The sequence below is a fragment of the Terriglobia bacterium genome (genome assembly GCA_020072565.1).
GTDB lineage: Bacteria > Acidobacteriota > UBA6911 > UBA6911 > UBA6911 > JAFNAG01.
On record JAIQGI010000005.1, the window covers coordinates 171,587 to 186,223 of the forward strand.

Annotated in this window: 7 protein-coding genes and 1 pseudogene; 4 read left to right on the forward strand and 4 right to left on the reverse strand. The window is 61.5% G+C overall.

Translation table 11 applies throughout. The features are described 5' to 3' along the window. Window positions 1-16: 16 nt before the first annotated feature. Window positions 17-868, reverse strand: coding sequence for a sialate O-acetylesterase (locus LAP85_04645; GenBank protein MBZ5495668.1), 852 nt, complete (start codon window positions 866-868; stop codon window positions 17-19). A 146-nt stretch (window positions 869-1,014) separates the two neighbouring features. Here LAP85_04645 and LAP85_04650 point away from each other — a divergent pair, with 146 nt between their 5' ends. The 3 genes and pseudogenes from LAP85_04650 to LAP85_04660 all read left to right on the forward strand — a co-directional run bounded on the left by LAP85_04650 (window position 1,015) and on the right by LAP85_04660 (window position 8,076). Further along, a complete protein-coding gene (locus LAP85_04650; protein MBZ5495669.1) occupies window positions 1,015-1,227 on the forward strand; it encodes a hypothetical protein in 213 nt (70 codons plus the stop codon). A gap of 255 nt (window positions 1,228-1,482) precedes the next feature. Next, window positions 1,483-4,724: pseudogene (locus tag LAP85_04655) on the forward strand (lamin tail domain-containing protein). 376 nt (window positions 4,725-5,100) lie between these two features. Next, on the forward strand, window positions 5,101-8,076 hold the full coding sequence (locus tag LAP85_04660) for a lamin tail domain-containing protein (GenBank protein ID MBZ5495670.1): 2,976 nt from the start codon (window positions 5,101-5,103) through the stop codon (window positions 8,074-8,076). Between the two features lie 236 nt (window positions 8,077-8,312). Here the strand turns inward: LAP85_04660 and LAP85_04665 are convergent, their stop codons facing one another. Then, window positions 8,313-9,260, reverse strand: coding sequence for a hypothetical protein (locus LAP85_04665; protein MBZ5495671.1), 948 nt, complete (start codon window positions 9,258-9,260; stop codon window positions 8,313-8,315). Between the two features lie 283 nt (window positions 9,261-9,543). Here LAP85_04665 and LAP85_04670 point away from each other — a divergent pair, with 283 nt between their 5' ends. After that, window positions 9,544-11,025: an acetylxylan esterase gene (locus LAP85_04670; GenBank protein MBZ5495672.1), complete on the forward strand. Its 1,482-nt coding sequence runs from the start codon at window positions 9,544-9,546 to the stop codon at window positions 11,023-11,025. 96 nt (window positions 11,026-11,121) lie between these two features. Here LAP85_04670 and LAP85_04675 read toward each other — a convergent pair whose 3' ends face one another. Continuing rightward, entirely contained in the window at window positions 11,122-13,536 is a 2,415-nt protein-coding gene (locus tag LAP85_04675; protein MBZ5495673.1) for a glycoside hydrolase family 95 protein, read from the reverse strand. 213 nt (window positions 13,537-13,749) lie between these two features. Beyond that, complete coding sequence (locus tag LAP85_04680) at window positions 13,750-14,535, reverse strand: GDSL family lipase (protein ID MBZ5495674.1); 786 nt, start codon at window positions 14,533-14,535, stop codon at window positions 13,750-13,752. Window positions 14,536-14,637: the final 102 nt, after the last annotated feature.

Here is a 14,637-nt window from a genome sequence, read left to right on the forward strand (position 1 = left end):
TTCGCCGCATTGCAGGCTACTTGGGATCGTCGACCTTATAATCCAGCAACGAAAGCATCTTCAAACCGAAGCGCGTCCCAAGTTCCCTGTAACCCGCCGCATTGAAATGCAGACGGTCCGGACGGCTCGTGCAGCCCTGCGAAGAAATGACATAGGAATTGGGGATGGTTTTCGGCAACTCGGCAATGATTGAATTCATCGCCGCACAAGCGCCATTCTGATCCGCATTCACGAGTTCGCCTGCGAGCAGAGGCACCTCCTCGGCCTTGAGATTCAGGTCTGCAATCAGATTGTCGTAGATTGCTTTTACTTTCAGAGGCCAGTCTTTGTCATTCGGGTTGGACTCCCCTTGATGCAGCAAGATTCCCTTGATGACTCCGTCTTTCTGAGCCAGCTTCCCCATTTCGACAAGGTGCTCATAGGGATTGCCGTTGTAGATTTTGATGATATTCGTCATCCACGGCGCGACCGTCGAGGCGTACGACTGATAATTCATCTTGTCGAACAGTTCAATCTTGCAGCCGGCCACCGACACATCGACAATGCCCACCTTGATGTTTGCCGGAAGCCTTGACACCAGGGTCCTGCCGAAATAGTCGGCGGGACAAAGACCGGTATTGCTTCGGCACAATGGAGGGACCGCAGGGTACCAATTCCCCTTTTTTCTGTCCATGTCTGGAAAATCAACAGCTGCCAGGACCTGAAACCGCTCGTCCACCGTCTTGTCCTGCTGCTCGACTCCCGGAAAGCCCTCCATGTTGGATTGTCCAAAGCACAGGAAGACGTAAAAATTCGAATCCAGCGAAGGAGCGGCCGAAGCTGCGAACAGCAATCCTGCTAATAAAGACAATCCCGTTTTCATTTTCATAATATTTTCAGAACAAATAGATGTAGTGTTGGATGGATAGGGATTCGGTTTTTTGCCGCGCAACTCAGGATGCGTCGGGCGGGTGAGGGAAAAACATTTTCCAATCTCACCGGATACGACGCGATGCTAGCAAAGCCCCGTTCGAAGTGTCAACATGCAACCAGGGGTACAAGTCCGAGCCCGGCCGCATCCATCCTGAGACGGTTCCCGCCGAAGCGCCCAACGTGTTCAAGCGTCTCGGGGCCAACACCTACGTGTCGCAGTATGATGTTTACGGCGTCCGCCCCAACAACTGGGGTTCAGCGAAACCAGCGACTTCGTGCACTATAAGAATCTGGGGCATTTCAACGAAGGCGTGATGAAGGGAGCGAACTTCGGACGCCCGAAGCACGGTGCTGTGACCTGCCTGACGCCGGATGAAAATTACAGGCTGCCGCTCAATATTGGAAGGTGGACATCAAGCAGGAGTGAGGGTAAAGATGAACGCAAGCCTTGTCCGGACCTCACTTTGTTGGTAGATGATCCCCGATACGATTTGGTAGAATCCGGTTGTCGCCATAGACTTGCCTTGGTGTTCGCAGCGACCAACACACGGCTGGCTGGAAGGACAAACCATGAAAACGAAAATCAATCTTGTGCTAATGTTCGCACTGGCGCTCACGCTGATTGGCGCCACATTCACGTTGACGTTGGCGACACAGGTCGGAGCGGGAGCCAATGTTCCTCCACCCAGGCCGCAAGGCCCATGTGACATCTACGCCGCTGCAGGCGCCCCCTGCGTGGCCGCCCACAGCTCCACGCGCGCGCTGTACGCCTCCTACAACGGCCCGCTCTACCAGGTCATGCGCCAGTCGGACGGCAAGACCTTAGACATTGGCGTCGTCCAGCCATCCGCGGGGGATGCGGGCGGATACGCCAACGCGGCCGCGCAGGACGCGTTTTGCGCCAACACGTACTGCTGGATCGCCACCCTCTACGATCAGTCCGGCAAGGGCAACCACCTCACCCAGGCGCCCCGCGGCGGATTCAGCGGCCCGGCCATGGGTGGGTTTAACAACATCCCGGTCGCCGATATGGCGCCCGTTACAATCATGGGCCACAAGGCCTACGGCGTCTTCATCGCACCGGGCATGGGCCTCCGCCAGGACGACCCGAAGGGCACCGCAGTCGACGACCAGGCCGAGGGGCAGTACTGGGTCATTAGCGGCCACCACTACAACTCCGGTTGCTGCTACGACTACGGCAACGCCGAGACCGACAGCCGGGACGACGGCAACGGGACCATGGAAACCACCTACTTCGGCAACGCCACCGCCTGGTATCGCGGGCCCGATCCCGGCCCGTGGATCATGACCGACCAGGAAAACAACCTGGTGGGTTGCGTCAACGCGGATGGATCCAAATTCTGCAAAGACCTGCCGAGCATCACCTGGCGGTTCGTGACCGCCATGGCCGATGGCGAACCGCACCACTGGAGATCCATGGGCGGCGACGCGCAGAAGGGCGGCCTGCAGGTCATGTTCGACGGACCGCGCGTCAACGCCACCTATGACCCGATGCGCAAGCAGGGAGCCATCCTCCTGGGCAACGGCGGCGACAACAGCAACGGCTCGCAGGGCACCTTCTATGAGGGGGCGATGACGGCCGCAGGCACCTTCCCGGCACAGGAGACCAACCAGAAAGTGCAGGACAACGTCGTGGCCGCCAAGTACGACGTGCAGCGGCTGAGCCTGGCGCCGGCGTCGGCAACTGCCAAGCCGCCGGGACTCCAGACGTTTTCACCGGGTTCCTCGCAGGACACTACGGTGACGTTCACCAATACCACGGGGGCGCCCGCGGTGGGAGTCGAGTTGAGCATTTCCGTGCCCAACAAGCAGTGGACCACCATCGTTGCGGGCACCAGCAAGACGTCGGCGACGTTCGCTGATGCGGTCGCGCCAGGTGCGAGCGTGAGCGCAAACTTTAAGGTCACTTCGGGGCCGGCGGCCTTCAACGGCAACCTGGTCGGCCGCGCCTCGTGGACAAACCGGACGACCGGCGAGAAGCAATCCGAGACAACGGTCGAGAAGGTGCGGAACGTCAGCTCGATCAAGATCAACGAGTTCCGCATTAACGCTGGTTCTCCCGCCAACCCGACGGACTCGTTCGTTGAGCTCTACAATGCCGGCGCCGGCACCGTCGACATCTCCAACTGGACCCTGACCCACCACCCGACCCAGCAGCCGATCTTCTCTTCGGTGAAGATCCCGGCCGGGACGAAGCTCGCGGCTCGCGGCTTCTACCTGCTCGGCCTGGCCAACTCCGGGCTGGCGGTCCCCGCGCAAAAGGGTGATACAACCATCTACGTCAGGAGCACGGCCGGCATGTCGGTCGGCGATACGATTGAAATCGACACCGGCTCCGCTGTGGAAACCCGCAAGATCGCAGGCATCGGAACTGCGGCCGGCAACAGCACGACGCTGTGGCAACCCCTCCCCGACGGTCCAGTGATCACGATCCCCGTCGGTTCGACCATCGTGCCTTTCACCGGCGCGGGCGGCGCTTTCGGCGGCGGAGGCGGCTTGGCAGTCGAGGTCGGCCAGAAGATCGGCATTGGCTATGGCGCCACCTACCCCGCCGTCGCAAAAGCCGCTGAAAAATACGAGGTGGTCACGGTCACAGCAGTCGGCAAGCAGGGCACGCAAGCCTGGCTGTCCGCGGACGCGAAAGCCAGCGATACCAACATCAAGGTATCATCCGTCGCCAACATCTCCGTTGGTGACAAGATCAGATTGGACATCGACAGCGTTGGACATGGGATCGAGACCGTCACGGTCACGAAAGTCGGCACGCAATCGGCATTCAACCCCAACAACGTTCGTAAGGGGGATCCGGGCACAGGCCTTGACCTGGCCGAACCGCTCAAGTTCAACCATGCGGCCAACATCCCCTTCAGCGTAAGAGGAACGGGGATCAGCTTCCAGCCGGCCACAGCCTTTGCCCACTCGAGCAACGAGCCCATCCTGCCGCTCGGAACCGGCATCACGCTCGACCAGCCCCTGGCCAACGGCCACGCGATCGATGCGGTTGTGCGTGACGAGAAGGTCACGACCGCGGGCTACCAGGGGACGCAGAAGCCCAACCAGTGGTTCGGGGGGCCCGCCCTCTCCAACGCCGGCAGCATGGTGCTGCGTGACGCCACTGGCCTGGTCGTCGACAGCCTCAATTACGGCGGCCTCGTTGATCCGTGGGCCGCCGAGGGTTACCAAGCCGAATCCGGATCAGGGAAGAATGGCTGCAGCGTGCCTGCGCCCGGCGGGGGCAGGGGGGGCTTCGGCGGGCGGGGCGGTTCGCCCACCGCCACGCCCAATAGGAGCGCGGGCCGCTTCCCGGACGGCCTCGACGCCGATAGTAACTGCACCGATTTCCTGTTGCAGGCCGCCACCACCCTGTCGGCCGCTTCGGCCGCCGGCGCGGACAATATCAAAGTCGCCAGCGTGGCGGACTTTGCCACCGGCCAGGCGATTATGATTGATACCGGCGCGAGCCTCGAGACCGCCGTCATCGCGACGGTCGGCACGGCAGGCGCCACCACGGTGGGCGCCGCTACCGTCGTGGGCGCAACCGTGATCCCTGTCGCCGGCGGGATGGGAGAGGCGCCCCTGGAGGCGGCCCTGGCCGCGGTGGTCCTGGCGGCGGTGCCACCATCACCGTCGCCGTGCCGCTCAAGTCTGCGCACGCGGCGGGCGCACAGGTCTCCGGCACTGGTATCACCCTCACCGCTGCATTGACCCGGGCGCATGACAGCGGGGCGCAAGTCGCCAACAATGTTCCCACGCCTGGAGCTTCCAACCAGTATTCCAGCCGCCGTCGTTGAAGGCGCCTGTGGAACTGGGTAGTGCGCTGAATCCTTGTGACTGACCTGGTGGCGGCCTCGAAAGAATTCCCGGCCGCCACTGGACCACGTCTTATCTTCCATGAACTGAATTGGACTTGAAGCTCCTAGCGAGGAAGAGGCAGCCAAGTTCCTTATTCTGGTCGAGGCGTTTTGTTGTCAGCGAGAGCCGGTCTGCCGGTTCTCGCGGCAACTCGGCCGCTTCAATCAGCACCTGGCGCAGGGCCTCTGCGCGGAACTCCTGCGACGACGGCGACGCTCATTGAAATCAGAAATGGAATAGCATCCCGGGGCTCTAATAAGCAGCCACGGCAAGGCGATCAGGATAAATGTGAAAACGAGAATCGATATTGTGAGAATGCTTGTACTGGCGCTCACACTGGTTGGCGCCACGTTGACGATGGCTACACCGGACGGGGCGGAGCCGCCCCGGCAGCAGGGCCCGTGTGACATCTATGGCGCAGCGGGCACCCCCTGCGTAGCCGCCCACAGCACCACGCGCGCGCTGTACGCCTCCTACAACGGCCCGCTCTACCAGGTCAAGCGCCAGTCGGACGGCAAAACCTTGGACATTGGCGTCGTCCAGCCCGTCGCGTCGCCGGTCCCGGATGCGGGCGGACACGCCAATGCGGCCGCGCAGGACGCGTTCTGCGCCAATACGACCTGCGTCATCAACCTCATCTACGACCAGTCCGGCAAGGGCAACCACCTTTACCAGGCGCCCCCAGGCACATTCAAGGGCCCGGCGAAGGGCGGATTTGACACGCAACCGATCGCGGATATGGCGCCAATTACGATCGGCGGCCACGAGGCCTACGGCGTCTACATCATGCCGGGCATGGGATTCCGCAACAACAATGCCACCGGCATCGCGATCAATGACGAGCCGGAGGGCATCTACTACGTCATAGACAGCACACACTACGACAGCGGCTGCTGCTTTGACTACGGCAACTCCTCGACGAACGGCCGTGCCGTGGGCACAGGCACCATGGAAACCACCTATTACGGCACCGCAACCGCCTGGGGCAGCGGTAGCGGCCCCGGCCCATGGATCATGGCCGACATGGAAGCCGGCCTGTTCTCCGGATACAACGGGAAGCAGAATATCGCCGATCCGACCATCGATTCCTGGCGGTTCGTGACCGCCGTCGTCGACGGCGGTGGCGGCAACAAATGGGATCTCCGCGGCGGCAACGCGCAGAAGGGCGGCCTGACGACCTTCTACAGCGGAATTCGACCCGGCTCACTTACCAACAACAGCTATTACCCGATGCACAAGCAGGGGGCCGTCCTCCTGGGCACTGGCGGGGACAACGGCAACGGTTCGTCTGGCACCTTCTATGAGGGTGTGATGACGACCGGCTATCCGACCGAAGCCACCACAGATGCCGTGCAGGCCAACATCGTGGCTGCCAAGTACGAAGTGCAGCGCGTGGGGCTGTCGCGGGTCACGACGTTCACGCCGAAATCGGCGCAGGACGTCACCGAGACTTTCACGAATACCACGGGGGCGCCCGCGGCGGGCGTCAAGTTGAGCATATTCGCGCCCACGGGGTGGACCGCCTTGGCCTCAGGCGCCACCGGCGCGTCGCTGACGTTCAGCGCCCCGGTCGCGCCGGGTGCGAGCGTGAGCGCGACCTTCAAGGTCGCCTCGCCGGCGACGACCGGAGCCGGCTTCCTGACCGGCAAATCCGAGTGGACGGACCCGGCGACCCGCAGGACGCAATTTGAGACAACTACTGCGAGAGTGCGGAACGTCCTCCCGATCAAGATCAACGAGGTCCGCTTCAGCACCAGCACCAACGCGACCAACCAGTTCATCGAGCTATACAACGCCTCCGCCAGCACCGTCGACCTCTCCAACTGGAGCCTGATCAACACCCAAAGCCAGTGGGCCCCTGTCAAGCTGGCGACGATCCCGGCCGGGACGAAGCTCGCGGGCAACGCCTTCTACTTGCTTGGCCTCTCCAACTCGGGACTGGCAGCCCCCGCAAGCCGAGGGACGACCACCATCAACGTCAGAAGCACCACCGGCTTCGAGGTCGGCCAGCAGATCGACATCGATGGCGAGACCTGCACGATCGTAACCGTCGGGACGGCAGCCACGGCCATGACGACGCTGTTCGTGCCCGTGTCCACGGGGCCGTGGATCACCATCCCCGCCGGCTCGACCAACCTGCCTGTCACGAGCTCGATCGGCTTCGCGGTCGGCCAGAAGATCGGCATCGACATCGGCGGCAACTACGAACTGGCCACAGTCACCGCGGCCGGCAAGGCGGCCACGCAAACGACCCTGTCGGCGGCGGCGGTCGCGGGGGCTACCAACATCAAGATCGCAGCCAACGCCAACATGACGGTCGGTGACACGCTGACGGTCGGCACCGGCGGACGCAAGGAGCTCGTCACGGTTGCGAGCGTCGGCACCACCGGCGCGAGCGGCACGGGCGTCGATTTGGCCGCACCGCTGAAGTTCGACCACATGTCAGGCGTTGACGTGTCCGATGCGGGGACGGGGATCAGCTTCTCGCCGGCTACGAGCTTCCCGCACGTAAGCGGCGACGCGGTACAGGCGCTGGGAAGCGGCATCACGCTCGACAGCCCCCTGGTCAACGCCCACGCGTACGGCGCGGCCGTGGTCAACCCCCTGGCCACAACGGTAGGCTACCAGGGGCCGCAGGCGCCCAATCAGTGGTTCGGGAGCAACCTCTCCACCAGGGCCGGCTCGATCGCACTGACGGATGCCGGCGGCGTGGTGGTCGTCGATGCCATGGTCTACGGATCCCAGCAGAGCAGCTCGAGCGGTAACGGGACCATCGCCAGCCCCGAGATTGCCACCCTCGAGGCCGACCAAGGCAAGGGTGGCTGCATCGTGGTGGTGCCCAGCCCGGCCAATGGCGCCGGCAGGAGCCGGGGCCGCTTCCCGGACGGTCTCGACACCGACAGCAACTGCACCGATTTCCTGTTGCAGCCCGCCACCACCCTGTCGGCCGCTTCGGCCGCCGGCGCGAACAATATCAAAGTCGCCAGCGTGGCAGGCTTTGCCGCCGGCCAGGCGATTATGATTGATACCGGCGCGAGCCTCGAGACCGCCGTCATCGCGACGGTCGGCACGGCAGGCGCCACCACGGTGGGCGCCGCTACCGTCGTGGGCGCAACCGTGATCCCTGTCGCCGGCGGGATGGGAGTGGCGCGAACCAGGAGACGGCGGTTGTCGTCTCCGCCACCGGCGGCAGAGGCGGCGCCACAATCACCGTTGCCGCACCGCTCACTTTTGCGCACGCGGCCGGTGCACAGGTCTCCGGCAGCGGCATCACCCTCACCGCTGCATTGACCCTGGCGCATGCCAGCGGGGCGCAGGTCGCCGGCAGCGTTCCCACGCCCGGCGCGCCCAACAGATATTACATCCCGGTCGCGTACGTAAACCCGCTTGCGCGAGTGTCAGGCTACGCACTGACCCCTACGGTTCCGGCCGGGCCACCAGCTTTGGTTATAAATCCTATGCGACGATTCTGGATGCGGTGAACCGTGTTAACACGGGCGCAACGGTACACACATCACGGCCGGTACCTACGCTGAACACGTGGTCATCGACCGGGACATTACCCTCCAGACCAGTGGCGCGGTTACGCTGCAAGGCTCCGGTGGTGATGGCATTACCATCGCCGGCAGGAAGGTCCACGTGTTAAGGGCGGACCCCGGTCCTGAAATCTTTGATCGGCCTTTTGCGCTGGGGTCGCCGGTGGGAGGCGGCGCCAAATCTTCCTTTGCCGGCGGACCGAGCAGTTCAGTGAAAAGGGGCTTCAATGCATCGGCCCATATCTGATACCCCTTGATGGCCGGATGGAGCTTGTCCGGATTCATCACTCCTTCAAACAGCTTGCCCTCACTGTCCGTCAATTTATCCGTAACGTCCAGGAACCGGATCCTCTTGCCGTCGGCGAATTTCGAAATATTCTCATTGATCTTTTTGATCGTGGGCATCACGGCAATGATGTCGTTTCGGGGAAAAATGCCCATGAGGATGATGGTCGCCTCCGGTGCTTTCGCGCGCATGATGTCCAATATCGCCCTGATGCCGCGAGTGACATCTTCAACTTTGGCCTCCACATCGGTTGAGACCCTGTTGCCGACATTATTGGTGCCGGCAAGGAGGACGATGATTTTGGGATTGATGTCATCCAGTTCCTCGTTATTGAGGCGCCAGAGTATGTTCTGAATATTGTCGGCGCCCCATCCGAAATCAGCGGCATTCCAACCGAAGAAGTTCTGCTTCCAGTTGGCAAGCAACTCGGGGTAATCGGTCGCTCCCCAGCGGCGCGTAATGGAATCCCCTTCGAAATAAATATCGATGCGGCCCTTCTTTGCCTTTTCAAGCAATTCCCGGTGAGCAGTCATTGAGTTCTCGTCCGATCGGGCGACAGGTTGATTCGCCGGAACAGTCGGGAATCCTTGGGGGAAGCACAGGAACATCCCTGCAGTCAAAAAGAACACAAATGGCAAAACGCATGGTTTCATAGCACGATATCCTCTGATTCCTCATTGCTGGGTGACCGCAGCGCAGTTTGCGCGCTTGCTCTCGATAGACCGAGTATAGCGGTGGATCCGCCCTAGGATCAAGTTCAGGCAGGTAGAAACTGCTATTCAGACGTTAATAAATGCAAAATGTCACCACAGATCACGCTGAGGTCGCTGAGAAATCTCCTCCTCAGCGTGCTCTAAGCTCTCTGCTGTGATGCTTTTATGCACCGGAATGGGATATGATCGGATATCCAATGACCTATGTACGGAGATTTCGCCTATGAAAAACCACCGATCAGTTTTCCCAATCTGCATCATATTGGCCCTCGTTGCACTGGTCTGGGCCGGGTCTGCTCTGATCGCTCAGCAATCCAGTGCCGGAGCGGCTCAAAATGCCCAGGCCCCTCCGGCCCCCAAAGGCCCGCCTTCGCAAGCGGAAACACAAAAGGATCATCAGAACATGATGGCGCAGCTGGGGATCCGGAAACTCCGTCCGGGCCCGAGCGGAAATGAATCTGCTCCCAATCACGCTAATTATGATGAAGCTCTTGCAAATCCTTATCCGAATCTGCCGGATGTTTTGACCCTGAAAAACGGCAAAAAGGTCAAGACCGCGAGAGACTGGTGGAACAAGAGGCGGCCTGAAATCGTCGAGGATTTCGATCGGGAGGTCTTGGGACGAATCCCTCGGAATGTGCCCAAAGTGACGTGGGAAGTCGTCAACAAGACCGAGGCCAAAATCGGCGATCACCCAGTGATCGGCAAGCAACTGGTCGGCCATGTCGATAATTCCTCGTACCCGGATATCAAAGTTGACATACAGATGATCCTGGTTCTCCCGGCGGACGCGAAAGGTCCGGTTCCCGTGATGATGATGTTCGGCGGATTTCAACGGTTGCCTGGGACACCGCCTCCGGCCGGAGCAGCAGGCCGTGGATTCGGCGCTCCTCCAGCCGGGAGCGACCCGCCGGCAACGCAGCAGCTGATAGCAGACGGCTGGGGTTATGCGGATATAAGCCCGAACAGCATTCAAGCAGATAACGGCGCCGGGCTTACCAAGGGCATCATCGGTCTCGTGAATAAAGCGAAATTCCGCAAGCCCGATGACTGGGGTTCTCTCCGGGCCTGGGGATGGGGCGCATCCCGTGCGCTGGATTATCTGGAAACCGACAAAGCGGTGGATGCCAAACATGTCGGGATTGAAGGCGTGTCGCGTTACGGCAAAGCCGCCCTAGTAACCATGGCTTTCGATACAAGGTTTGCCGTCGTGCTCGTCGGCTCTTCAGGGGAGGGAGGCGCCAAGCTGCACCGCCGCAATTGGGGTGAGGCTGTGGAAAACCTGACCGGATCGGGCGAATACCACTGGATGGCTGGAAACTTCCTGAAATACGGTGCCGAAGAAGCCGATTTCGGCAGCAAGAATGCAGGGGACATTCCGGTGGATGCACATGAACTGATTGCACTCTGCGCACCGCGCCTGACTTTCATCAGCTACGGCGTACCGGAGAAAGGAGATGCAAAATGGCTCGATCACCAGGGCAGCTTCATGGCGGCTATCGCTGCGGGTCCGGTATTCCGGCTCCTGGGCGCGAAAGACTTAGGACGGTCCGACGATTACAGGACAGAGAAAATGCCGCCCGTGAACACAGGCCTGCTCGAAGGCCAGCTTGCCTGGCGGCAACACGATGGCGGACACACCGATGGTCCGAACTGGAAATATTTCATTCCTTGGGCAGACAAATTTTTCAAACGCACTCGTTAGCACATCCACGATTTTGCACAACCAAACCCGGGGTGCCAGCATGAAAAGCAATAAAAACGCCAGAGGAACATTGGCAGCCCATTGGGCGATTACATCCTACTTGACCACGCCGTCCTTGGGAGGAGCCGGGGACCGCTCGAACTCGATCGTGTAAACGTGCCCCGCTTTCACGCTGAGCCGTGTCGTTGAGCCGGCCGCAGGCTGCACGCGAATCGACCTGCTGCCCTCCCGGACCGCGCTGATGCGGACACCTGGTGAGATTCGAAGCACGTGCGCGCCATCCACCATCGGCCTCAGGATCGCGGTGGTGGGCAGACCGCCGCTCCACGCCACGTCGACTTCCAGTCCCCCGCGGGCGCGAATCCCGGTAACCTTGCCGTTGCTCCAGGCCTTCGGCAGCGCGGGCAGGAACGCCAGTTCGCCGGCGTGGCTTTGTACAAGCATCTCGGCGATCCCGGCGGTGCCGCCGAAATTGCCGTCGATCTGAAACGGCGGGTGGTTGTCGAACAGATTCGGCAGCGTGGACTTGCCCAACAGCGCGGCCAGGTTCTCGTATGCTTTATCGCCATCTGCCAGGCGGGTCCAGAAATTGATGATCCAGGCGCGACTCCAGCCCGTGTGTCCCCCGCCGTTGGCCAATCGCCGTTCGATCGTAGCGCGTGCGGCTTTGGCCAGTTCGGGCGTTTTGAATGGCGTAATCTGGTTGCCGGGGAACAGGGCGAACAGATGGGACATGTGCCGGTGCCCGGGTTCCACCTCGTCGTAGTCTCCCAGCCATTCCTGGATTTGACCATAACGGCCGATGCGCAGCGGCATCAGCTTCGCGCGGGTCGCCGCTACCTTCGCCCGGAAATTCGCGTCGGTCTTCAGAATTTCACTGGCCTCGATCACGCGCCCGAAGAACGCCTGGAGAATTTCGGTGTCCATCGTCGGCCCCATGGTGAGGACAGCTCTCTCGCCCGAGGGCAGCTGGTATTCGTTCTCCGGCGACAGCGAAGGGCCTGTCACCAGATGCCCGCTGCCGTCCGAGACGAGATAGTCGAGAAAAAACTGCGCCGCCTCCTTCATGATCGGGTACGCGCGTTCGGCGAGGAACTTGCGGTCGCGCGTGAAGTCGTAGTGTTCCGCGAGGTGGAGCGACAGCCAGGCAGCGCCCATCGGCCAGATGCCATAGCGGGCGCCGTCAATCGGAACGGCGTCTCCCCACAGGTCGGTGTTGTGATGCAGGACGAATCCCCCGGCGCCGTAGTAAAACTTCGCCACCCGCCGGCCGTCTTCGCGCCCATTCTCGATCAAGTCGAACAGCGGCTCATGCAGTTCCGACAGGTTGCATGTCTCCGCCGGCCAGTAGTTCATCTCGGTGTTGATGTTGATCGTGTACTTGCTCCCCCATGCCGGCGTCAAGCTGTCGTTCCATTTTCCCTGAAGGTTGGCTGCCATGCTTCCGGGCCGGCTGCTTGCAATCAGCAGATACCTTCCGTACTGGAAATAGAGCGCAAATAGATCGTCGTCCGCCGCGCCTTTCTGCACGCGGGCGAGCCGCTCATCGGTGGGCAGGGCGCGCGCGGAGGCGTCCACCGGAAGCTCGAGCCGCACGCGCCGCAAGAAGCGCTGGTGATCCGCGACGTGCTCGCTGCGCAACGCGTCATAGGCGCGGGAGGCGCCCGCCAGATCGCGCGCGCAGGCGGCGGTCAGGTCCTTCTCCCGAATTTCAGTCTCGGCGACGAGTGTCAGCGTCACGCTGTGTGCGCCGGTAACGTCCAGATGATCGCCGATGTTTTCCATGCGGCCGCCGGATACGGCTGCCTTCACCTCGGCGCGAAAGTGAACTCCGATGTTGTTTTCTCCCGGGGCGCGCTTAGGAAGCGCCTGGCCTGTCATGATCAGCCGCCCCGGCGCCGCTTCAGTTGTGGCGTCGGCAGGCCGGCTCATCGTAGCCCGAAACGAGAGGCTCCCCGGCCGGTCAGCGGTCAAGCGCACGACAATACACCTGCCGGCCGGCGCGGAAGCGAAGACTTCGCGCACATAGTGGATTCCGCCGGCCGTGAAGCGCACGGATGCAATGCCGGTGTCCAGGTCAAGCTCGCGGCGGTAGTCCGTTGCCTCCGGCGCGGCGCCGAAATCCAGCCAGAGGTCGCCGAGAGTCTCGTAGACCGGCAACGCGCGTGGGATGCTGATCATCTTTCGGTCGGCCAGCGCCTGCGCTTCCGCGGGATGCCCCTCCAGAAGCAGGCGCCGGACCTCCGGAAATGTCTTGGACGCTTCGGGGTTGCTCCGGTCACGTTTCTCGCCCGACCAGACGGTGTCCTCGTTGAGTTGGAGATGCTCCTTGCGAGGGTCACCGAAGACCATGGCCGCCAGCCGCCCGTTGCCGATCGGCAGAGCCTGCGTCCACGCGCTGGCGGGCTGCCGATACCAGAGCTTTAAGGCGTTTTGATCCTGGGCAAAACACAACCCCACGCTCAAGAGCACGGTAAGTACCGAGACCTTGACAAAGGAACGAAGTTGCATCAAATCCTCCCTGCGAAACTTCATTTGCAAACGCATGCGACGAGAATCGTGCGTCGCCACCGCCACGTATTGCCTTGCCCTTCGAGAAATAGAACAGGTGGAACCTGTCGCCCAGCTTGGTGACATCACCGTCGATGCCGCCTGTCTCGGAGATACGATCCGGCCTGGTCTGCATCTTCGTCCGCGCCCGGGGTCAACAGGGGCACCCGCAGATTACTTGACCCAATCCTTGAACGTGGTGGCAACGGCAGACGCCCAGATCTCATAGCCTTGTTCCACGGGATGGAGATTGTCGGTGGGGCGAAAGCCGATCAAGCCGCCTTTTTCGTCGAGGAATTTGGAATTGATGTTCACGAAAAACACGTGTTGTTGGTCGTCGAGCTTGGCGATGATCCTGTTGGCTTCTTCGACCTTGAGGCGATTGGCATCGGTCGGACCGGCACCCCGCGGGAAGATGGCTAGCAGCAGGATTTTAGCATCCGGAAAATCCTTGCGGAGCTCCAGGATAACGGCGCCGATGCCTTCGGCAATTTCCGAGCCGGAGGCGCCGCCTGTGTTATTGGTGCCGATCATGAGCATAACGGCCTTGGGCTTGTGGCCCTGTCCCTCACCGTTCTGCAGGCCCCAGAGGACGCCCTGGGTGGTGTCGCCCGAAACGCCGAAATTGGCGACTTTCACATCGCCGAAATACTTATCCAAGACGCGCTTTCCGCCCGGATTGCCCTGCGGATCCGATTCCACGTTCCATAGGTCGGTGATGGAATCGCCGTAGAAGAGGATATCGAAATCACCGGTCTTGGCGGTCTCGACGAAGGCGTCGTGCCGACGGGCGCGTATGCCGGCGGCCGGGCGAATGCAGGGATTGTCACGCGGGACTTGAAGAACCAGGATCGAAGCGTACTTCTTCAACAAGTCCTTGTTGGCAGACGTATTGGTGCTGATGAATTGCTGGATCTCGGCATTGATCTTTGCGACTTCGTCCGAGGTGGGACGTGGCATTGTGACTTCCGGAGGCACGGGAGCAGGAGGTCCTGGAGGCGCCGGAGGCGCAAACTGACCACGCCCAGAGCCGCCGGGGCCGATCTGGGATGGAGCGCCCGT